Source organism: Aliiglaciecola sp. SL4, from assembly GCF_041538045.1.
Taxonomy (GTDB): domain Bacteria; phylum Pseudomonadota; class Gammaproteobacteria; order Enterobacterales; family Alteromonadaceae; genus Aliiglaciecola.
Map to the genome: position 1 here is coordinate 1 of NZ_JBGOSE010000023.1, position 22287 is coordinate 22287.

A 22287-nucleotide genomic window follows, 5' to 3' on the forward strand; every position below is an offset into this window, starting at 1 on the left:
CAGACTTTAAAATATAGCCAATATGAAATACATGTTGTGGATAGCCCTTACTCTAAAGCGCTGCCGCGCAACAACACCCCAAGGGAAACCATACCCATCGAATGTCATGCAATAGCTTTTCACGTAATAGTCATCTAGGTGTCACACCTCCATGTGGCTATCTCCAGTGCAGCATCCCTGCTGCCCGTTCCATCGGTTAACGCTTCTGCGAAGCTAAAAACAACCGATTCCACCCCCATGTGAGAGCAAAGAAATGTATAACTCTGTAGCACGGGCTTCAGCCCGTGGATGGTAGAGTAAGGAAAAGCTAAAACCCTGTAGCACGGGCTTTAGCCCGTGGTTAAAGAAAAGCTTAAAATTAAACCTGTTAGCTTGTAGGTGGACTTATCCTATATTCGGTTGGTAATAATGAGATATAGTTAAACCTTGATCAAAACTCAACAATTCATTCTTATCTGGGTTATCAAAGCCCAAATAACTTTGAACAGATTAATGACGAATTAAAAAAGGTTGCTTAACTAGGGTGACTGAATTTAGTTGACCAGGTCAATTGTCGATCAACGCCGATTAACCCTATTAATTTTGGCTTGTTTGCATTACTATTTAGCGCTTCTAAATTAGGATTAATTGGAGTTTATAAATGCAAGATCAGAGTTTTGAGAAAGACCCATTTAGCTGGACATATTTATTGGTAGCGCTTGTTGTTTTATTAGCACTTCCTCTTTTACCTGCTATTGCTGGTTGGCTTACTTTTTATCTATAAATCCAATAATTAAGCGAGCCACTAAGAGGAAGTTTGTGTCAGCTGAATATATAAAATCAATCGTAAAAACCGTTCCTGATTACCCAAAACCAGGAATTCTGTTTCGTGATGTAACTTCAGTATTAGAAGATCACACTGCATTTTCTAGCAGTATTGCTTTATTACTGGAAAAATTTGCACCACTACAGTTTGACAAAATTGCAGGAACTGAAGCTAGAGGCTTTTTGTTTGGGGCTCCATTAGCCATTGAAATGGGAATTGGTTTTATTCCTGTCCGTAAACCAAATAAATTACCTCGCGAAACCATATCGGAGTCTTACGAACTTGAGTATGGAATGGATATGTTGGAGATTCATTCTGATTCGATTAGACCTGGTGAAAAAGTGTTAATGATCGATGATTTGCTTGCTACTGGCGGAACTATGATAGCTACAGCAAATTTGATTCGTAAACTTGGTGGTATCGTTGAACATGCGGGTTTTATCATTTCTCTCCCTGACTTGGGTGGCGAAGAAAAACTCAACCAGCATGGTGTTCAATGCCATTCTTTGTGTGACTTCGATGGTGAATAACAACTAATGGCTTATCAAGTTCTTGCTCGTAAATGGCGTCCTAACCGGTTTTCAGAATTAGTGGGGCAGGAACATGTTGTCACTGCAATATCCAATGCTTTAGATAATAATCGCCTTCACCACGCCTACCTTTTTACAGGTACGCGAGGAGTTGGCAAAACCACCATAGCGCGTATATTTTCAAAAAGTTTAAATTGCGAAACGGGTTTAAGTGCAAACCCTTGTGGTCAATGCCATACCTGTTTGGATATTGAAAATGGTAGCTACGTTGATTTGCTAGAAATTGATGCCGCATCAAGAACCAAAGTAGAAGATACCCGAGAGTTACTCGATAACGTACAGTATAAACCGACGCGGGGGCAGTTTAAGGTTTACTTAATAGATGAAGTGCATATGTTGTCTAAACATAGTTTCAATGCACTTTTAAAAACCCTTGAAGAACCGCCTCCACATGTGAAGTTTTTACTGGCAACAACAGACCCGCAAAAACTACCGGTGACCATATTGTCACGTTGTTTGCAGTTTAATTTGAAGGCGTTATCACGGGATCAAATTAGCCAGCAATTAAGTTATATCCTGTCAGAAGAAAAGATTGTTAGCGAACCACAAGCATTATCCCAGTTAGCTAGAGCTGCACAGGGAAGTATGCGAGATGCATTAAGTTTAACTGACCAAGCTATCGCTCAAGGCGACGGTAAGGTAACAAATGACATCGTGACGGATATGCTGGGCCTCATGGATAAAGGCCAGATAGTTAAACTGCTACATACGGTTTTTAATAACGAACCAGCTCAAGTTATGACACAAGTTGAAACAATGTCTCAGCAGTCTGTTAATTATGAACAGGTGTTAGCAGAGCTAATGAGCTTGTTACACCAAGTTGCGTTAACACAGTTTGTGCCTGAAGCTTGTAAGTTAGAAACCGTATCCGCTCGAGCTATTTTTCAATTAGCAAAAATGTTGCCGCCTGAGCAAGTTCAGTTAGCTTATCAGATTGCTTTGCAAGGTAAAAAAGACATCATTCATGCCGCAGATGCACGCATTGGTTTAGAGATGACCTTGTTACGGATGTTAGCATTTAATCCATCGCCAATATCATTGTCGATAGACGAAACTAACAGTTTGACTAAACAGACGAACTTGGCATCCTTACCCGTTAACAATGGCAATGTAGAAAAAAAAACTGTTGAAAACGTCGAACTCAATGAAGACGAAATAGAGCAAGATTTAACAGCACAACAAAATGATATTATTTCTCAAGCCAGTAGTTTAGGCGCAACACAATCTGAGGTTTCACAAGGTTCTGATTATACTCACAATAATCAACAACAGCCACCATCTCAAAAGCTTCATAGCAAAGTTTTAGATGACAGCGCTAGTCAAAGCGGTGCAGAGCAAGAGTTAGCTGATGCTAATGTTAGTAATGAGAGTCCTATTGAGGTTGAGAGCCAACCCAATTTTGACAACCCAGATGTTTATCATCAAGAGTATTTTGAAGAACAGAATAATCTAGCGGATTTTTATGCAGATAAAAGCACTCACAGTTTAAATGACAATGAAGAGAAGAATATACCTCAGGTAGAGCCTGTTACATCATCATCTGAAGTGCACACTTCTCACCCATCTGAATTGGCCAGTTCTTTATCTGCAACAGAAAATCTAATTGCCTTAAAAGATAAACTTTCTAAATTAGAGGTGGCATCTGAGGAGCAAGACAAAAAGGAAGAACAATCAAAAGAGGATTTTCTACCTTCACGATTTAAGCCTAAAGCGGAACAAGTAAACGACAACTCCGAAGAAGTCGAAAAAAAACAAGAGATTGTTAAGCCGCAAAGTATCGATGTAAATCAGCCTAATAGCCAGGCTACAGATATAACAAAAACAGAGTCACAAGAAAGTGTTTATGTTGTACCTAATTCAATTGAAACTGATTCATATAGCGGATTTGGCGCGCCGGAGAGTAATAGCGACGAGCAATGTGTCGATAATACAGCCCCTTCTAGCTATGTTGCCAATACCAATAAAAATAACAATTTCAGTGAAAATGAAATTACGGCAGATAATGTTTCTAATGATGCGCAACATCAAGATTCACCACCTTGGGGCCAAGAAAATGCAGAGGCGCCACCAAGCGCGATTAATAGTGAACAAAGTCAGCAAAACTACCAAGAATTAGAAGATGAATTCGACCCTATGGCTCACCTTAATGAGCCAATAGAAGTGAATGTTGACTTTGATGTTCCCGCATTTCTTGAAAATGGAGAAAAGGTAACACATTCCAAGCAGTTGGATACATGGAGTCAACTAATCGAGCAGATGCAAATTACCGCATTAACGAAACAATTAGCGCTGCATTCGTCTTACGAAAAAAATGATAACCGTGTGACCTTGAAGTTATTAGATTCGAAGCCACATCTAGATACTGAAACCGCTAGAAGTCAGTTACAACAGGCTTTAAGTGAACTTTTTCAGCAACAGATTGAGTTGCATATTGAGCATAGTCAGCCAATAAGTACGCCATTTGCAGTGCAGCAAACCATTAATCAGGTAAGAATGCGGCATGCGATAAATGTTGCTGAAACAAACCCAGAAATAAATCGGGTAAAAAATACATTTTCTGCGCAGGTGATAGAATCTAGTATTAAACCTCGCTAATTTAATTTACCAAACAAGAGAGAATATTATGTTTAAAGGTGGTATGGGAAATATCATGAAGCAAGCGCAGCAAATGCAAGAGCGCATGCAAAAGTCACAAGAAGAATTAGCGACAATCGAAGTCACCGGTGAATCAGGCGCCGGTTTGGTTAAGGTTACTATGACCTGTAATCACAATGTCAGACGAGTCGATATCGATCCCTCTTTAATGGAAGACGACAAAGAAATGATCGAAGATCTTGTTGCTGCAGCCATTAATGATGCTGTTCGTCGGGTGCAAGAAACCACCAAAGAAAAAATGGGTGATGTAACCGGTGGAATGCCGCTACCTCCTGGCTTTAAGATGCCGTTTTAAGAAGAAGTAGATGCAATACAGCCCACTTATTACCGAACTTATTGCCGCTTTGACTCACCTTCCAGGTGTGGGTAAAAAAAGCGCTCAACGTATGGCGTTTCACTTGTTAGAACGCAATCGTGAGGGGGCACTTGAATTGAGTAATGTGCTTCATAATGCAATGGAGCATGTGCAGCATTGTCAATCGTGTCGTACCTTTACCGAAGCAAGCTTGTGCGATATTTGTAGCAATCCAATTCGTGAAGAAGTCGGGCAATTATGTATTGTTGAATCACCACAAGATGTGATTGCGGTGGAGCAAACATCCGAATTCAAAGGGCGTTATTTTGTTTTGATGGGGCATTTGTCGCCGATCGACGGAATAGGGCCTAATGAGATTGGTTTGAATGAGCTGGAAGTGTTGCTTAAATCTGGCAAGTTTAAAGAAGTTATTCTGGCCACTAATCCCACCGTTGAAGGTGAAGCTACCGCCCATTTTATTGCACAAATGTGCAAAACCTACGACATATCAGCCACTCGTTTAGCCCATGGTATGCCAGTTGGTGGCGAGCTTGAGTATGTGGATGGAAACACCTTGATGCATGCCTTTACTGGTAGGCGTGTTATTTAATTTTTGCCACCCCTGATATCTATAGCAGCTTGCTATTCTTGATCGCTGCTTTAGTTGCTTGAAAAGTACCCGCTTTTTTAATTGCCATAAAATTTTTACATTTTTCTTGATAATAAATAGGGTTGATTGCTTGAAAACAAAGTAAACGACCTTATCTCCTAAGCCTAGAAGCAAAACGGTTTATAGGAGAAATTTGTTTATGGCTGAAACAGCTCACCAAGAAACTCATGGTTTTCAAACTGAAGTAAAGCAATTACTTCAATTGATGATTCATTCACTTTATTCCAACAAAGAAATATTCCTTCGTGAATTAGTTTCAAATGCTGCTGATGCTGCAGATAAATTGAGATTTAAAGTACTTTCAGATTCGTCACTTTATGAAAATGACAGTGATCTTTGCGTTAAACTCAGTGCAGATAAAGAAGCCGGTACCATTACTATTTCAGATAATGGGATTGGAATGAATAAAGAAGATGTTATTGAACATCTTGGTACCATCGCTAAATCAGGTACCAAAGAATTCTTTAATAATTTATCTGGCGATCAGTCAAAAGATTCACAATTGATCGGTCAATTTGGTGTTGGGTTCTACTCAGCTTTTATCGTTGCTGATAACGTTATCGTGCGCAGCCGCGCCGCTGGTGACAGTGCAGATAAAGGTGTTGAATGGCAATCTGCCGGTGAAGGTGAATTCACGGTTAAAGACATTGAAAAAGCTGACCGCGGTACTGAAATCGTTCTGCATTTACGTGAAGACGAAAAAGAATTCGCAGACGATTGGCGACTGCGTTCAATTGTCACTAAGTACTCTGAACATATCGGTATTCCCGTTAAAATGTGGAAAGAAGAAGTTGCTGAGTCAGAAGGGCCTGATGGAGAAAAAATTCCTGCTCAACCTGGGGAATGGGAAGCCGTCAATAAAGCAAGCGCTCTTTGGACCCGAGATAAGTCAGAAATAAGCGACGAAGAATACAACGAGTTTTATAAACACGTTTCTCACGACTTCACTGATCCATTGCTACACTCTCACAACAAAGTGGAAGGTAAAACGGAATATACAAGCTTACTTTATATTCCTTCAAAAGCGCCTTTTGATATGTGGAATCGTGATCAAAGCCATGGCTTGAAGCTATACGTTCAGCGTGTATTTATTATGGACGATGCAGAGCAGTTTATGCCGGTTTACCTGCGCTTTGTGAAAGGCTTATTAGACTCCAACGATCTACCTTTGAATGTTTCCCGTGAAATTCTGCAAGATAACAAAATCACTCAGGCCATTCGCCAAGGGTGTACTAAACGAGTTCTGCAAATGTTGGAGCGTTTAGCTAAAAATGATGCTGACAAGTATCAGTTATTCTGGGAAGAGTTTGGCAGTGTGCTCAAAGAAGGCCCTGCAGAAGATCATGCTAACAAAGAAAAAATTGCTGGTTTATTACGTTTTGCATCTACTCACAATGACAGCGATGCACAAACGGTATCTTTAGAAGATTATATTGGCCGAATGAAAGAAGGTCAGGATAAAATCTACTTTATTACTGCTGATAGTTATCAAGCCGCTAAATCTAGTCCGCACTTAGAAATCTTCCGTAAAAAAGGTATTGAAGTGTTGTTAATGGGTGACCGTATTGACGAATGGTTGATGTCACACTTAACTGAATTCAATGAAAAATCATTCCAGTCTGTTGCCCGTGGCGCATTAGATCTAGGTGATTTGGAAGATGAAGAGAGCAAAAAAGAACAAGAGCAAGCAGAGAAAGAAGTTGAAGGCGTATTAGAGCGCGTGAAAACGACTTTAGGCGATAAAGTGGTTGATGTTAAATTCACTCATCGACTAACTGACTCACCGGCTTGCATCGTAACTGACGAGCAAGGCATGTCTACGCAAATGATTAAGTTGATGCAAGCTGCAGGTCAGCCTGTACCAGAAGCAAAATATCATTTTGAATTGAACCCTGAGCATCAGTTGGTCAAGTTACTCGCTGATTTGCAAGATGAAGGTCAGTTTGGACAATGGGTTGAGGTGTTATACGACCAAGCAGCATTGTCAGAGCAGGGCAGTCTTAAAGACCCCGCAAGCTTCGTTCAAAACTTGAATAAATTGTTGATTGATTTAGCAAAATAATCTTTAGGTAAAGTGCAAGCCAGAGTTTATGCTTGCACCATCTTTTAGATTCGTTAGCTTTCTAAAAATCCGGTGAGTCCTACTCAGCGGATTTTTTATGTTTAATGGAATAAGAAGTCTGAATACTAAATGAGTCGCCTATGGATTTGATGGTACAATTTTATTGCTAGCATTATTCAAGACGCGGACAAAAATCTAAGTCCCATATAAAAAACGCTAAGTGTATATAAACACAATTAAGGTTGACCTGTGACAGACAATAATAAGAGTAATCAACAAGAGCTGGAAGGAGACAGCAATTTACAAACGCCTACAGCAATGAAATCGTTGCAGTGGTTGCTAATTTTAGCCATTTTTTACACCTTATATTTTGCCCAATCGTTATTGATCCCCTTAGTATTTACAATGCTAACGGCTTTGTTACTGAGCCCTTTGGTAAACTTTCTTAAAAAACTCCATATTCCCCGTCCCATTTCCGCCGTTGTATTGCTGGTGATGTTAGTGGCACCCTTTAGTTTTTTAGGTGCGCAACTGGCTGAGCCTGCGCAAAAGTGGGCACAGTTAGTGCCAAAACTTTCTGTGCAGTTAAGTGAACAAATTGACAGTATGAGTGATGCGTTTTCTAAACATGAAGCGCTGGCTAAAAAACAGGCTGAAGAAAGTAAGGAAAAAAGTGCTTTTAGTTTTTTTGGCTGGTTTGAAGATGACACGCCGGAGCCAACACCCAACGCTGAACAAAATGTGGTAAAAGAGCATATCAAGCAAGGCGGTATCGAAATGTTGCTGTCGGTTTTAGGGGCAACACCTACTTTTATCGGCCAGCTTTTGGCGAGCCTGATATTGATATTGTTTTTACTTATTTTTGGGCCGTCTTTATTTTCTGTTTTTATTCATGACTTCCCGATAGTGAAAAACAAAAAGCGAACGGTGTTTTTGGTCACTAAAATTCAGCAAACCTTATCTAGGTACATAGTTACCATTAGTATTATTAACTCTGCGCTAGGGCTGTCTACCGCGGCGACGTTTTATTTTCTAGGGGTGCAAGATGCGCTGTTATGGGGGGCATTGGTGGCACTGCTTAACTTTGTTCCTTATGTGGGTTCTGTAATCAGTCTCATTATTTTGTGTTTGGCAGGCACCGTACAATTTGGTTTTGAATTAATTGCACTAATGCCAAGTGGCGTGTTCCTTATTTTGAATATCCTTGAATCACAATTTATTACACCTGCAATTTTGGGGCGTAATATGCAGGTAAACCCTTTAGTGATTATTCTTTGGTTACTTATATTGGGATGGTTATGGGGAATATTAGGAGTGTTACTGGCAGTCCCCATTTTGGTGTGTATAAAACTGACTATTGCGCAAATTGGTATTTTCCCCCACTGGTTAAAGTTGATTGAAGCAAAAGGTTAAAATTCAACCATTTACTCACAATAAAGCCGCACAATTAAAAATCTTACATACTTATTTCTAATTTTTCTAAGACTTTAGGGGGAGTCTGCTTTGATATTCTTGTATAGCAGCAAATGAATGTGTAGAGTTGCGGTTGGATTGAATTTTAACTATGAGAGGACACGGCATGCGCATTATTCTTCTAGGCGCGCCTGGTGCAGGTAAAGGCACACAAGCCCAATTTTTGATGGGTAAGTATGGGATTCCACAGATCTCAACAGGCGATATGCTCAGAGCAGCTATAAAAGCAGGTACCGAACTCGGTCTTGCTGCAAAGAAAGTTATGGATGAAGGTAAATTAGTTTCTGATGAGCTAATTATAGGGTTAGTAAAAGAGCGTATTACCCAGCCTGATTGTGAGCGCGGTTTTTTATTAGACGGTTTTCCTCGCACTATCCCACAAGCTGATGCTATGAAACAGGCTGGTATTAAAGTCGATTTTTGTATTGAGTTTGATGTAGCTGATGATGTAATAGTAGAAAGAATGGCAGGGCGACGTGTGCATCCTGGTTCAGGCCGTGTTTATCATGTCTCATATAATCCGCCTAAAACTGAAGGTAAAGACGACGTTACCGGTGAAGATCTAGTAATTAGACCTGATGATGAAGAGCAAACCGTACGTAAGCGTTTGACTGTTTATCATGAACAGACTAAGCCATTGGTTGATTATTATTCTGCTGAAGCTCAGTCCGGAAACTGTGAATACATCAAAATTGATGGAACTCAGGCCGTTGAAACTGTGCGTGAACAGTTGGCCGAAAAGTTAGGGTAACCCCGTACTGGAAACTGTAGCTAAATAGTTTAGACTAAAGCCCACAATATTGTGGGCTTTTTAATTTAGGATAGGATATGAGCACACCGATAACCGCTTTTTATGCTGGTCTTTTAGGGATAAGTTTCTTTTACCTTTCTGCTTTGGTGATACAGCAGAGACGTAGCCTGAAAGTTAGTCTAGGTGACGGCGGCGATAGTCACTTTCTAGGCGTCATTCGCGCCCATGCTAACTTTGCAGAATATGTACCCTTGATCCTTGTTTTGTTGTTAGTTGCAGAGCTTAATCAAGGAAACCACCTTATTTTGCACGCAATAGGTTCGTTATTATTGTTAGGGCGATTAATTCATGCCTACGGCTTACGTCATCATTCTGGCGTGAGTTGGCAGCGTTTATGGGGAATGTTGATGACCTTTGCTGCGCTTATTGGCGCTTCAGTATTGAATATCCTAACCTTGTATTAATCTATTTTAAATCAAGTTTAAGGTAGTGATACTCATAAAAAAACGGCGTCTATAGTATAGACGCCGTTTTTAATTTGTTAATTTGAAAAATAACTATTCAGATTTATTTTCGATATAGCTATTTCCATTGCTGCCTATTTCAATTTTTCTAGGCTTTTTGGCTTCCGGAATTACGCGTTCAAGTTCAATATGCAGTAGACCATTTTGCATATCTGCAGTTAAGACTTTCACGTGGTCACCAAGTTGGAATTTTCTTTCGAAATTTCGCTCGGAAATACCTTTGTGAAGGAACTTACGATCGCTTTGTTTTCCAGGAAGTGTACCTGAGACTTTTAAGGTATTTTCCTGAGTCTCAATGGTAATGTTTTCTTGGGAAAATCCTGCCACAGCCATAGTGATTCGATACTTGTCTTCTTCTAACAACTCGATATTGTATGGAGGGTAGGTTGTTTGTTTTTCACTTTGTGAAGCGGCATCTATCATCGATGCTAAGTGATCAAAACCAATAAAAGAACGATAAAGTGGTGATAAGTCGATGTTACGCATAGTCATATCCTCGCTATTAAGCAATATGTTAAATTTTAAATTGTGCCCCGAGTCTTCGGCGGCGTTATTATTTGTCGACCCTCTCGGCGCCGACAATATAAATATGTGGCGGAGCAATAAATTTTCAATAGATAAAAATTAAAAAAATTGAAAATAACCTATAACCTGTTGATTTATATCAATTTAAATCTATTAAATTTCTATTGGTTTTAGGTAGGTAATAATTATTTTTATCTAAAGAGGTGATCACTTTGGTGGCTTTACCTTGTAATTCCCGTTCACTCACCAAGCCAATATAACGGGAGTCGATGCTATTATTGCGGTTGTCGCCCATCACAAAGTAATAACCCTCTGGAATTTCAATATTGGTAAAATTGTCTTTAGGGTGAGGTACGTCAACAAACTGCACTAAGTGGGCTTTCCCCAATAAATCTTCTTGGTAAAAATCACTTTGTTGTTTTGTATATCCTACTAATTGACCATTAATAATGAGTTGATTGTTGATCATTGAAATATGATCACCTGGTAGTCCAACAATGCGTTTAACCAGCCTTTCTTGAGCAGCTTTGGAGTTCAACGTCACTATATCGCCACGTTCCGGTGAGCCTGTTTGTAATAGGGCAAAGTTCGTAAAGGGTAATTCTAAGCGATAGGCCATTTTGTTAACCAATATGCGGTCACCAACTTCTATGGTGGGTAACATGGAACCCGAAGGAACATGATACCAATCCGCTAAACTACTTCGTGATGCAAACATGAGAAAAATAAATAGCAAGAACCCCCAATTCTGTTTACACAAATCCACTAATTTTTGTTTTATTAACATCATAATTGTCCTTGCTGATTTTCCGTTGTAGCGCCATTGACTAGATTATTAGATAACCTTGGCTTGTATAGTTCAAACTTAGACTGTAAGTAATTATGTCGTGATGGTGATGGAGTAAAAATGATGAGTTAATCGTGACTGGGTAGGTGCAGAATGCTAAATATTTAAGGCAAAGTCCACGGCAGCTAAAGCATGAATGTCGGTGGTATTGTAGAGGGGGATATCAGTATCATTCTGACTCACTAAAAGTGCGATTTCAGTACAACCCAAAATGATGGCTTGGGCACCTTTATCCACCAAGTTTTGCATAATCGTTAAATAAGCTTCTCGTGAACAAGGATTTATTTTGCCTAAACACAATTCGTCGTAAATGACGTTATGCACCAAATCTCGATCTGCTTGGTCAGGAGTGACCACTTCGATTGCGAACTTATCTTGTAATCTTTGTTTATAAAAGTCTTGCTCCATGGTGAATCGTGTACCGAGCAACCCAACTTTTCGGATTTGTTCTTTGATTAACGCTTTTGCCGTGGCATCGGCGATATGTATTAGCGGCAGTTTTGTTGCTTGTTCAACCATATCGGCGACTTTATGCATGGTATTAGTACATATCAGTACACATTCCGCGCCAGCTCGCTCTAGTCCACGGGCGGCATCAGCTAGGATATCAGCTAATTCTTGCCATTTTCCTTGATGTTGTAACTGCTCAATTTGAGCGAAATCGACACTGTGTAAGATGATTTTGGCAGAGTGTAAGCCACCCAATTGCGTTTTGACTTGCTGATTAATCACGTGGTAGTAACTTACTGTCGACTCCCAACTCATACCGCCAATCAATCCAATTGTGCCCATTAATAAATCCTCATTTTAACTCACTAGAACATCAGTCGATTAAATAATATTCAATGGTGGAAACGACGCGAACTTGTTTAATATAAGGTGTATTGCTGTCTCTATCTGAGATACTAAACTGGCCCTGTCTGGCCTGTTTTATTTTGCCTAACTGACTGTTACTGTCGGCTGCAAATTTTTCAGCGACTTCACGGGCTTTTTGGGTGGCATCCTCAATCATTTTCGGTTTTATCTGATTTAACCCTGAATATAAAAACTGCGTCCGGTTTTCATAACTATTGCCATTAAGCACTAAGCCTCGTTTCCCTAATTCTAATAATCGAGTTTGAGCTTGCAGTACCGCATCAATTTTTTCACTGTAGACCGTGAAGGTTTGGGTTGCAGTAAAACGAATATCATTGGCATTGTAGTTACCGTAATTTTGCGCTTTTTTATCATTAATCGTCGGGGTTGATGCGCTTATCTCATCTTCGCTAAAGTTATTTTCTAATAGGAACTGCTCTACGACTTGTTGTTGGGTTTCCAATTGTTGATACAAACCGCCAAGATCATCGCTGATCACACTGTACTGAATAGGCCAAATGGCGGTATCCGCGGGGACTTCATGCTCCGATAAGCCTTTTACAGTGATGGTGCGCTCAAAGGCGCGAAAACGTTCAACGGACTGTTGTAAAAAGTAGCCTAAAATTGCGGTGCTTATGATTAATGCAGCGCCAATGACTAAACTAGATCGGGAAGATTGCATGTTGTAAGCGTCCTTTCAGTTAACCAAAATTGACAGGAATGAGATTATCATTCTAGCAAGAAGTAAATGAAATAACCTAAACTTTGGGACGGAGTTTTGCAGACAGAAATACGAGCAATAGAGGGATTAATTAAATTTGGCTTAGCCGTTTACTGCTAAGCCAAATTGTTTGCTTAGTTTTTATTATGACGAGATTTTAATATATCGACCACATCACTTAGGGAAAGATCTGAAGCATGTAATAAAACAATTAAATGGTAGAGTAAGTCAGCAGATTCATTTTTCAACTCTTCCAAGTCTTTGACGGTGGCAGCCAACGCAGTTTCAACGCCTTCTTCACCCACTTTCTGGGCAATGCGTTTAATGCCCTTGTTGTACAAACTAGCAGTATAGCTAGATTCAGGATCTGCGCTTTTTCTGGCTGCTAAGATAGTTTCTAGTTCGGCGATAAAAGTAAAGTCTGCATCTTCACTGGACGCCCAACAGGACTCAGTTCCTAAATGGCAGGTGGGGCCATTGGGTTTTACCAAGGCTAAAATTGAGTCTTTGTCACAATCTGCCGTTAACTCTACTAAATCAAGGGTATGACCGGATGTTTCACCTTTAGTCCACAAGCGCTGTTTTGAGCGACTAAAAAAGGTTACATGACCGCTATCTAAAGTGGTTTCGATGGCCGATTTATCCATATAACCTTGCATTAATACTTTGCCACTTATCGCGTTTTGCACGATACACGGGATCAACCCCTGCATTTTATCCCAACTTAGCTGGTCTATTGTTTGTTGATTGATAATCATGAAATTCTCTGTTTTATCCGTTTCACTATTAGGATGTGGTGTGCACAAAATCGTCGCGAATGACCACGCCTTGTGCTCGTAAAAAATCTTTTAACTCTGGAATTGGAATAATGCCTTTATGGAAAACGGAGGCAGCTAAGGCACCATCCACATCGGCTTGTTTGAAAACATCGTAAAAGTGATGTTTTTCACCCGCGCCACCAGAGGCAATTAACGGCACGGTACAGGCTTCACGCACTATACTGAGTTGGGCAATATCATAACCTTGACGAACGCCGTCTTGGTTCATACAGTTGAGTACTATCTCGCCTGCGCCCCGTTGTTGTACTTCTTTAACCCAGTCAACGGTGAGTCGTCCAGTATTCTGTGTACGTTTTTCGTCTCCGGTAAACTGATACACTTCGTATTGCTGGCTGTGTTCATTGAAATAACTATCAATTCCGATAACCACACATTGTTGCCCGTAGGTATCGTGTAATCGCGTGATCAATTCTGGGTCGGCGAGAGCAGGCGAGTTGACGGATATTTTGTCAGCTCCCATTTCTAATATACGGCCTGCATCTTCTACAGACTTAATGCCTCCAGCCACGCAAAACGGGATATCAATAACTTGCGCTATTCGGCTTACCCAGCTTTTGTCGACTACACGTTGATCACTGGATGCGGTAATATCATAAAATACTAACTCATCTGCACCTTGTTGGGCATATTGTTCGGCTAGTGGGACTATGTCACCGATTATTTCGTGATTACGAAATTTAACCCCTTTGACTACTTTGCCATCGCGGACATCCAAACAGGGAATTATTCTCCTTGCCAACATTGGATTGCCTCCTCAAGGGTAAACTTACCTTCTAACAGGGCTCGTCCTAATATCACACCATCAACATGGCTGGGTTTTAATGCTTCAATGTCTGCTAAAGAGCCAATTCCCCCAGATGCCTGCCATACAACATCAGGAAAACGTTGTTTCATTTCTGTGTATAGCTGGTGGTTAGCCCCTTGCAGGGTGCCGTCTCGACTGATATCCGTACATAAAACGTGTTTTGCTCCGACACTTAAAAAGTCATCTAATAAGCCTTCAAGTGCTACGCCGGAACTTTCCTGCCATCCATGGGTGGCAATAAATTTGTTGCCGTTTTCGTCAATATTGACATCTAAGGCCAGCACTATGGCTTCAGGTCCGTATTTAGTGACCCACTGTTTAACGGTTTCTGGCTGTTTTACGGCCAATGAGCCAATCACAATACGTTTCACACCGATTTCTAAAAGTTGCGCTACGTCGGCTTCTGAGCGAATCCCACCGCCGGCTTGAAACTGCATACGTTGGGTATCAACCATACGTTTTATCAACTCTAACTGGCGTTTATTGGTGTCCTTAGCGCCGGTTAAATCTACTATATGCAACCATTTTGCCCCCTGATCCGCGTAACTATGTACTACGTCCACAGGGTCAAGTTTGTATTGGGTTTTTTGGTCGTAATCGCCTTGATATAGCCGCACAACCGCACCATCAATTAAATCTATCGCTGGAATAATCATAAGTTTAAAAAGTTCTCCAGTAGAGTTGCTCCGGCATCACCAGAACGTTCTGGGTGAAATTGCACGCCATAAAAATTGTTTTTGTGGATGGCGGCAGAAAAGGGCATTTCATATTGGCTGGCTGCCAACGTATGGGAATACACTTCTACCGCGAAGCTATGCACAAAATAGAAATAGGTGCCTTGGGGGATGCCTTTAAATATTGAATTTTGTCCAACGGCTTCAACCGTGTTCCAGCCCATGTGAGGTAAGCGTAAATCGCCCACTTGCATGCGCTTCACCTGACCTGGAATTAAATTCAAACAGGGGGTATTGCCCAGATCACTCTGATGGGCTTTTTCTTGGGAGTCGGTGACCATTAATTGCATACCCAAACATACCCCTAAAACAGGTTGGGTAAGAGATTGAATACAACTTGTGAGTTGTTTTTTCTCAATACTTTCCATTGCCGCATTAGCACTGCCAACGCCTGGCAAAATGAGTTTGTCGGCGGCACTGATAACCTTGAGATCATCAGACACAGTTACATTTTGCGTCAACCTTTGTAGGGCAAATTTCACCGAAGAAATATTTGCACAGCCAGTATTAATAATCACGGTTTTTTGCGAAGAACTTGCCACTGACATACTTACAATGCTCCCTTACTGCTGGGTAAGGTATCCCCTTGTTTAGTAATAGCTTGACGTAACGCTCGTCCGAACACTTTAAACAGGCTTTCTACCTGATGATGAGCATTACCTTCGGTGGTGGATAAGTGCAGTGATAATCCCATAGCTTGGGCTATGGAATAGAAAAAGTGGGGGACCATTTCTGTGGCCATTTCACCTACAGTATCACGGCTAAATTCAGCCTCAAACTTGAGGTGCGGTCGATTCGAAATATCCATGATACATTCGGCACGACATTCATCCATAGGTAGTGCAAAACCGAAACGACCAATACCACGTTTATCACCTAAGGCTTTTTTAATAGCTTCACCTAACGCTAGGGCTGTGTCTTCAACACTATGGTGATCATCAATGTGCAAATCACCATCGACAGATAAGCGCAATTCAAAACCACCGTGAGTGGATATTTGATCGAGCATATGATCAAAAAAGCCTATGCCGGTGTGTATCGTTGATTTTGCCGTGCTATCTAAATCTACAAATACATTAATTTGTGTTTCCGAGGTGTTGCGCGAAACCGTTGCTGTTCTACTAGAGCTCAGAATACTTTTTTCAATGGCCAACCAATCATTGCTTTGGCGGTTATACAGCTGAGATTTCAGCCCCATGTTATCTGCTAAGCCGATGTCGGTTTGGCGATCGCCAATCACTAAAGAGCGACTAAAATCGACTTTACCCTGCTGTAAATACTCTTTCACTAAGCCGAGTTTAGGTTTGCGACAGCTACATTGTTGCTCATCGAAATGGGGACAAATTAACACATCGTCAAATTTCACCCCTTGTGAGGCAAAAATATCCATCATCATATTATGGGGAGCATCGAAATCGGCTTGAGGAAATGACTCGGTTCCTAATCCATCTTGGTTGGACACCATCACTAAATGGTAACCAGCTTGTTGCAGTTTCAATAGCACGGGGATGACATTAGGTTCAAAGACTAATTTGTCTAGACGGTCGAGTTGCTTATCAATAGGAGGTTCTTCTACTAATGTACCGTCTCTGTCTATAAATAAAATCGGTAAGGCGCTCATTGTGCCGATTCCTGTTGTTGAAAAAATGAAAAGATTAAATCCATTAGCTGTTGATTTTGCTCAGCCGTGCCTACGGTAATACGCAGACAATTTTGTAGATTTATTTGCTTAGATTGGTCACGGATTAAAAAGTGATTATCCACTAAATACTGCATAAGTTGCTGCTTTTGTTCACAACGGAACAAAATGAAATTGGCTTTATCATCACCCACTAATTCAACATGCGGAATAGTCATTAATTGTTGTTTGAGTATGGCTCTTTGGGCATTTAAATCACTAACCTGATCTTGCATTCGCAGGATACCTGAAGCGCTTAACGCTTGACTCGCTATTTGCGCTACCGGTTCTGGAATCGGGTAGGGGGCAATCACTTTTAACAATGCTTGTATTGCCGCTGGAGCGGCTAAAGTAAAACCACATCTTATTCCGGCTAAGGCAAAGGCTTTTGACAGCGTGCGTAAAACGACCAAATTTGGATAAGTTGCTAACTTGTTTGCCCAACTGCTTTGCCAATCAAACTCAATGTAAGCTTCATCGACAACCACTAAGGCTGAATCGGCAAAATGCTCAACTACCTGTTGTAATTGCTGTGCATCAACCGTGGTGCCGGTGGGGTTGTTCGGTGAGCAGATGAACACTAACTTCACCTTGTCTTTGTAAGCACAAATACCGGGCACATCTAGACTAAAATCTTCGTTCAGAGGCGCTTTGTGTACATCAACATTAAATGTTTCAGCACTGATAGCGTACATGCCATAGGTAGGAGGACAAATTAAAATGGCGTCTTGTGCCGGATTGCAGAATGCTCTGATAAGCAGTTCAATGCCTTCATCTGCGCCACGACTGACTAAGGTGTTTTCTGGAGCAACACCTGAGTATGCGGCGTAAGAGTTGATCACCGAGGTTGGTTGGCAGTCGGGATAACGATTAAAGCGCTCGCTGTCGACGTCGTAACTATTCGCAAAGGGTGATTCGTTAGCATTCAACCAAGTCTGCTGAATTTCTCCAGTCCCTGCGGCAAATAATCGACGGGCAGATTCATAGGGCTTTAAGTTTTTAACGTTGTCGCACAATAATTTATCGACTAAGTTACTCATGCGTCATCTCCTTGCAAACGAATGGAGACAGCTCGTTTGTGTGCATCTAAGCCTTCAGCTTCGGCAAGAACCATAATGGCATTACCAATATTGGAGAGTCCTTGGTAACTCAGCTCTTGAACTGTGAAACGACGCATAAAATCTGCTAGCCCTAAACTAGAATAATTTCTCGAATATCCGTAGGTAGGTAACACATGATTAGTGCCACTGGCATAATCTCCCGCTGATTCTGGCGACCACTTACCAACAAATATCGAACCTGCATACTTCAGCTTTGGCAATAAATCCCGAGGGTTTTCCACCTGTACAATTAAGTGTTCAGGAGCATACTGATTACTGACTAACACCGACTGGTCAACATCCGTGGTTAATATATAACGGCCGTGTTGCATGGCTTTTTCCGCAATATCCTTGCGGCTTAACTGTTGCAATTGTTGCTCTACTGCCAATTGCACTGCTTCTATTAGCGATTGACTGTTGCTCACTAAAACGGCTTGAGAGTCTGCTCCATGTTCAGCTTGAGAAAGTAAATCTGAGGCAACAAAACTCGGTTCAGCGGCCTCATCAGCAATCACTAAAACTTCAGAAGGGCCCGCAGGCATATCAATGGCTGCGCCATCAGCCTGGGTACTCACCTGTTGTTTCGCTTCGGTGACAAAACTATTGCCAGGTCCAAATATCTTATCTACTTTAGCGATTGAAGCAGTACCATATGCCATTGCTGCAATGGCTTGGGCGCCACCGATTAAATAGACTTCATCGATACCACACAATTGTGCAGCATAGCGGATCTCTGCCGCAATCTTGCCACTGGCATCAGGGGGAGTGCATAAAATTTTACGACTGCAACCCGCTACTTGAGCTGTAGCCCCAAGCATAAGCACCGTTGATGGTAATGGCGCGCTGCCACCTGGAATATATAAACCAACGGAATCTATGGCAGCATGTTTAAGCTCACACAACACTCCAGGTTGGGTTTCTATTTTCACATCCGAAGGATATTGTGCCTTATGAAACGCTTTAATATTTGCATAAGCCAAGTCGATAGCACTGCGTACTTTGTCAGTGATTTCTTTGCTTGCATTAATTAAGTTTTGGTTATCTAACCGCAGTGTTGCCAACCGAATACCGTCAAACTGTTCGGTTAATTCTTTGACTGCGTCATCACCGTGCTCTTTTACCTGTTGTAAAATGTCACTCACAATTTTACGCAATTTATCATTGTCAGCCTGCGCTGGGCGACTCAAAATTTGCTGTTTTTGAGAGTCTGACAAAATTGCCCAGTCTTGAATCTGCGTGGTCATGGTTTTAGCCCATCATTTTTTCGATTGGCATAACTAATATTGAGCTACAACCCAATGATTTTAGTTTTTCCATTGTTTCCCAGAATAATGTCTCTGTGCTAACCACGTGAATGGCAACGGTTTCTTCATTATTGGCTAACGGCAAAACGGTTGGGTTTTCAGCTCCAGGTAACAAACTCTTTACTTGCTCTAAATAAGCCTTAGGGGCGTGCAACATAATGTATTTGCTTTCTTTAGCCTGCATCACACCATCAACACGGGGTAGTAAACGGTTGATTAACGCTTGTTTCTCATCGCTTAACTGGCCAGCACGTTGAATTAAGACAGCTTTAGATTTGAAAATTACTGCCTCTTCACGTAACCCATTGGCTTCTAGCGTTGCCCCTGTGGAAACTAAATCACAAATGGCATCAGCAACACCTGCTCTAGGCGCAACTTCCACTGAACCGGTTAACATAACCGATTGTGCATCAATGTTATTATTTTTAAAGAATCGCTCTAAAAGAAATGGATAAGTGGTAGCCACTTTTAAACCATTAATGGATTCTAACCCTTGATAATCAAATTCGGTGGGAACGGCAATGGATAACTGGCAACCGCCGTAATCTAATCGACGTAGGGTTTTAAATTCATGTGGCTTACCTGATTGCTGACGTTCTAGCATCTTTTCCTCAAGCTCATTTTCGCCAATGAAACCCATATCAACCACGCCATCCATCACCAAACCCGGAATATCATCATCACGGACCAACAATAGATCAATGGGTTGGTTGGTGGAATGAGCGATTAGAAGGCGATCACGTATTTGTAATTTAATGCCGATAGCCTTGAGTAATCCAATGCTTTCATCACTCAATCGTCCTTTCTTTTGAACCGCTATGCGTAGTCGTTTGCTCTCGCTCATGTTGTTGCCTCAATATAAAGTTAAATTTCAAATCGTTGCCATTACAACGAAAAACCCCCAGAAGTTTCCTTCCGGGGGTTTAGAAAAATTCTGTACCGCTGGAAGGACAATTAACCTTCCAGCACGAACCTGAAAGGTTATGCTATATGATGATGCCAGTTTAGGTCGCTTTTCTTGGTAAAAATAATCATATGCTTTTCTTGCTCGTTTTGGTTTATCGCGTTGATGCGCAGAACATTATCCAAACAGCAAAGATAATGCAAGTACAAACACCTAAAAGTGATGATTTAAGATTGTATTAGTTAAAACTAAAAGGCATTAGCATCAAGGAATGCGGTTATCTAGCTCAAAAATTGAACGAAAAGTGTTAAAGTAAGTCAAAATCAATACGATAGCTAATTAATGACACAATTATACTGGCTTATTGTTATAAGGCCGTATAATTGATTAATCATAATAAACTAAGTGAGTGAATCCCATGACCAGTGATTTGATATTTTCAGTTTTACCCCGTGAAGGTAAAGTTGCCATTGCCAAAGATGAGCTCAAAGTAAAACAAGTTGAAAAAGAGGCAAAACTTCGAGAGTTGAATGACGAAGAAAAAGCCTTAAATACCGAAGAAAGGGATGCACGGGAAAAGTATCATAAAAAGTCGTCTGAGGATGAAAAAGACAAAGAATCTAATAAAGACGCTAAACAAGAACAATCGGCAGAAAAACAACAAGATGGTAAACAGCCAGTAGATCCTGAACTGCCGTCTGTGGATGAAAAAGGTAGAAAGCACCTAGACATTTACATCTAGGTGCATTGCCTTTTCCAATACCCCTCTCCATTACTCAAACGTATCTTTTAACCAAGCTTTTGCTTGATGTCTTGGTAAGCAGCTCACCAATGGCTGCTTATCAAAGTCTAGTTTCTTCACATCAGAATAAGAAGTCTTGTGGATTATATTCCCTTGCTCAAATTGCACAGCACAGTTAACCCTATCTTGCTTTTCAGTAAATAAAATCTTTATTGAATCTGAACGGGCAATGAGCATTTTATAAGGGTAGCCTTGATATGAGTACTTGGTCTCCAACTGTTCGTTGGTTTTAGCGTCTAGAGTTAAGCTCAATAATATTAGTGTTAATGTCATTAAGTATTTCATGGTTGTTCCTCGTTTGTTGATAGTTCAACCTTAGATTAGAGTTGAATTGCAACTTGAACAAACGATTAAAAATTAACTATACTTAAGAAAAACTTAATTGAATATACTCTGTAGGCAGGCATGTTATGGGACAACAACTCCCACCTCTGAAGTCTTTACACTTCTTTATGGTGGCGGCAGAATTATCAAGTTTTAAATTAGCTGCTGAGAAACTCTTTGTCACTCAAGCTGCGGTAAGTCAGCAGATCAAGTTACTTGAAACCTTCTTAGAGCAAAAACTGTTTGCGCGTTCAAACCGACAAACTCAGTTGACTCATGCTGGCGAATTATTACTGCCCTTTATCCAAAAAGGATTTAGCCAGTTTAAATCGGGTGTAAACGCCATATCGGGTGATGGTAATCCGAGTATATTGAGAATTTCTAGCATCCATTCGTTTACCTCTTTGTGGTTAATGCCCCGATTACCGCAGTTTCAAAAATTACACCCTGAACTGATGGTGCAACTGGCACCGAGTAATGAGTTGGTGGATTTTAACCGTGGTGAGATTGATCTCGCGATTCGAATGGGCCAAGGTGAATATTCAGGATTAGTGGAAAAAAAACTGGTTAATGATCAACTCATTTTAGTGGCTAGCCCTGATATTATTGCCCCACCGCAAAGCCATGATCCTTCCATTGTTTTTCAATTACCATGGATTGAAGATACCAGTAAGGATATCACGCCGGTTTTTAACACTCTCTGTCAAAACTATGAAATAGATATACACACCTTAACTCCCTCAATTCGCGCAAGTAATTCCGTTCTGTTAATTGAAAATGCATTAGCAGGTAGAGGGTTTACAATAGTGAATAAAAGTTTGGTAGCAGATCATTTACAAAATGGTTCTCTACTGGCTTTGTTAGACTTTAGTTGTCCTAGTCCGTACTCATTGTTTTTGGTTGCCCCTGCTCAGAATTTTGAATGGCAAAAGGTGAAATTATTTGAAAGTTGGTTCTTACCGCTTTTACATCAATCTTTCGACAATCTCGAGGCTTGGTAAAGGAATATTATCGTCAGTTGAAG

24 protein-coding genes and 1 other annotated feature are annotated in these 22287 nt (G+C 40.8%); of the genes, 11 read left to right on the forward strand and 13 right to left on the reverse strand.

Annotation, left to right across the window (positions count from 1 at the left end; translation table 11 throughout):
- Positions 1–640: 640 nt before the first annotated feature.
- The 9 genes from AB6T38_RS18945 to AB6T38_RS18985 all read left to right on the forward strand — a co-directional run bounded on the left by AB6T38_RS18945 (position 641) and on the right by AB6T38_RS18985 (position 9765).
- Positions 641–763 (forward strand): hypothetical protein, encoded by a 123-nt coding sequence (locus AB6T38_RS18945; RefSeq protein ID WP_348492986.1) that lies wholly within the window; start codon positions 641–643, stop codon positions 761–763.
- A 35-nt stretch (positions 764–798) separates the two neighbouring features.
- The gene (gene apt, locus AB6T38_RS18950; RefSeq protein ID WP_372548783.1) at positions 799–1335 is read left to right on the forward strand and encodes an adenine phosphoribosyltransferase; all 537 of its coding nucleotides are present in this window, start codon (positions 799–801) and stop codon (positions 1333–1335) included.
- A gap of 6 nt (positions 1336–1341) precedes the next feature.
- A complete protein-coding gene (gene dnaX, locus AB6T38_RS18955; protein WP_372548784.1) occupies positions 1342–3990 on the forward strand; it encodes a DNA polymerase III subunit gamma/tau in 2649 nt (882 codons plus the stop codon).
- Positions 3991–4018: 28 nt separating this feature from the next.
- Positions 4019–4345 carry a YbaB/EbfC family nucleoid-associated protein gene (locus tag AB6T38_RS18960; protein WP_216047343.1) on the forward strand — a complete coding sequence of 109 codons (327 nt, stop codon included), beginning with the start codon at positions 4019–4021 and terminating at the stop codon, positions 4343–4345.
- 10 nt (positions 4346–4355) lie between these two features.
- Complete coding sequence (gene recR / locus AB6T38_RS18965) at positions 4356–4955, forward strand: recombination mediator RecR (RefSeq protein ID WP_372548785.1); 600 nt, start codon at positions 4356–4358, stop codon at positions 4953–4955.
- Positions 4956–5154: 199 nt separating this feature from the next.
- Positions 5155–7077, forward strand: coding sequence for a molecular chaperone HtpG (gene htpG, locus AB6T38_RS18970; protein WP_372548786.1), 1923 nt, complete (start codon positions 5155–5157; stop codon positions 7075–7077).
- Between the two features lie 318 nt (positions 7078–7395).
- The gene (locus AB6T38_RS18975) at positions 7396–8490 is read left to right on the forward strand and encodes an AI-2E family transporter (RefSeq protein ID WP_372548808.1); all 1095 of its coding nucleotides are present in this window, start codon (positions 7396–7398) and stop codon (positions 8488–8490) included.
- Between the two features lie 166 nt (positions 8491–8656).
- Entirely contained in the window at positions 8657–9301 is a 645-nt protein-coding gene (gene adk / locus AB6T38_RS18980) for an adenylate kinase (protein WP_348492981.1), read from the forward strand.
- 77 nt (positions 9302–9378) lie between these two features.
- A complete protein-coding gene (locus AB6T38_RS18985; protein WP_348492980.1) occupies positions 9379–9765 on the forward strand; it encodes an MAPEG family protein in 387 nt (128 codons plus the stop codon).
- Between the two features lie 93 nt (positions 9766–9858).
- Here the strand turns inward: AB6T38_RS18985 and AB6T38_RS18990 are convergent, their stop codons facing one another.
- From AB6T38_RS18990 to hisG, 12 genes are all read right to left on the reverse strand, one after another.
- Positions 9859–10311, reverse strand: coding sequence for an Hsp20 family protein (locus AB6T38_RS18990; RefSeq protein ID WP_348492979.1), 453 nt, complete (start codon positions 10309–10311; stop codon positions 9859–9861).
- Between the two features lie 178 nt (positions 10312–10489).
- Complete coding sequence (lepB, locus tag AB6T38_RS18995) at positions 10490–11137, reverse strand: signal peptidase I (RefSeq protein ID WP_372548809.1); 648 nt, start codon at positions 11135–11137, stop codon at positions 10490–10492.
- Between the two features lie 156 nt (positions 11138–11293).
- Positions 11294–11989: an aspartate/glutamate racemase family protein gene (locus tag AB6T38_RS19000; protein ID WP_372548787.1), complete on the reverse strand. Its 696-nt coding sequence runs from the start codon at positions 11987–11989 to the stop codon at positions 11294–11296.
- Positions 11990–12020: 31 nt separating this feature from the next.
- Entirely contained in the window at positions 12021–12734 is a 714-nt protein-coding gene (locus AB6T38_RS19005; protein ID WP_372548788.1) for an SIMPL domain-containing protein, read from the reverse strand.
- A gap of 173 nt (positions 12735–12907) precedes the next feature.
- A complete protein-coding gene (hisIE, locus tag AB6T38_RS19010; protein WP_348492975.1) occupies positions 12908–13531 on the reverse strand; it encodes a bifunctional phosphoribosyl-AMP cyclohydrolase/phosphoribosyl-ATP diphosphatase HisIE in 624 nt (207 codons plus the stop codon).
- 28 nt (positions 13532–13559) lie between these two features.
- Positions 13560–14354, reverse strand: coding sequence for an imidazole glycerol phosphate synthase subunit HisF (gene hisF / locus AB6T38_RS19015; protein WP_372548789.1), 795 nt, complete (start codon positions 14352–14354; stop codon positions 13560–13562).
- Positions 14336–15073, reverse strand: a complete 738-nt coding sequence (gene hisA, locus AB6T38_RS19020; protein WP_372548790.1) for a 1-(5-phosphoribosyl)-5-[(5-phosphoribosylamino)methylideneamino]imidazole-4-carboxamide isomerase — start codon at positions 15071–15073, stop codon at positions 14336–14338. Before hisA ends, hisF begins: the two co-directional genes overlap by 19 nt.
- On the reverse strand, positions 15070–15699 hold the full coding sequence (hisH, locus tag AB6T38_RS19025) for an imidazole glycerol phosphate synthase subunit HisH (RefSeq protein WP_372548791.1): 630 nt from the start codon (positions 15697–15699) through the stop codon (positions 15070–15072). The genes hisA and hisH overlap by 4 nt, the downstream gene beginning before the upstream one ends.
- 2 nt (positions 15700–15701) lie before the next feature.
- On the reverse strand, positions 15702–16772 hold the full coding sequence (gene hisB / locus AB6T38_RS19030; RefSeq protein ID WP_372548792.1) for a bifunctional histidinol-phosphatase/imidazoleglycerol-phosphate dehydratase HisB: 1071 nt from the start codon (positions 16770–16772) through the stop codon (positions 15702–15704).
- Entirely contained in the window at positions 16769–17869 is a 1101-nt protein-coding gene (hisC, locus tag AB6T38_RS19035) for a histidinol-phosphate transaminase (RefSeq protein WP_372548793.1), read from the reverse strand. The genes hisB and hisC overlap by 4 nt, the downstream gene beginning before the upstream one ends.
- On the reverse strand, positions 17866–19161 hold the full coding sequence (hisD, locus tag AB6T38_RS19040; protein ID WP_372548810.1) for a histidinol dehydrogenase: 1296 nt from the start codon (positions 19159–19161) through the stop codon (positions 17866–17868). The genes hisC and hisD overlap by 4 nt, the downstream gene beginning before the upstream one ends.
- Positions 19162–19177: 16 nt before the next feature.
- A complete protein-coding gene (gene hisG, locus AB6T38_RS19045) occupies positions 19178–20077 on the reverse strand; it encodes an ATP phosphoribosyltransferase (RefSeq protein ID WP_348492969.1) in 900 nt (299 codons plus the stop codon).
- A 48-nt stretch (positions 20078–20125) separates the two neighbouring features.
- Positions 20126–20239: a sequence feature (His leader region), on the reverse strand.
- Positions 20240–20555: 316 nt separating this feature from the next.
- Here hisG and AB6T38_RS19050 point away from each other — a divergent pair.
- The gene (locus AB6T38_RS19050) at positions 20556–20879 is read left to right on the forward strand and encodes a hypothetical protein (RefSeq protein WP_372548794.1); all 324 of its coding nucleotides are present in this window, start codon (positions 20556–20558) and stop codon (positions 20877–20879) included.
- A 30-nt stretch (positions 20880–20909) separates the two neighbouring features.
- Here AB6T38_RS19050 and AB6T38_RS19055 read toward each other — a convergent pair whose 3' ends face one another.
- Positions 20910–21224 carry a hypothetical protein gene (locus tag AB6T38_RS19055; protein WP_372548795.1) on the reverse strand — a complete coding sequence of 105 codons (315 nt, stop codon included), beginning with the start codon at positions 21222–21224 and terminating at the stop codon, positions 20910–20912.
- A 125-nt stretch (positions 21225–21349) separates the two neighbouring features.
- Between AB6T38_RS19055 and AB6T38_RS19060 the strand changes: the two genes are divergently transcribed.
- The gene (locus AB6T38_RS19060) at positions 21350–22264 is read left to right on the forward strand and encodes a LysR substrate-binding domain-containing protein (RefSeq protein WP_372548796.1); all 915 of its coding nucleotides are present in this window, start codon (positions 21350–21352) and stop codon (positions 22262–22264) included.
- The last annotated feature ends 23 nt before the right edge of the window (positions 22265–22287 follow it).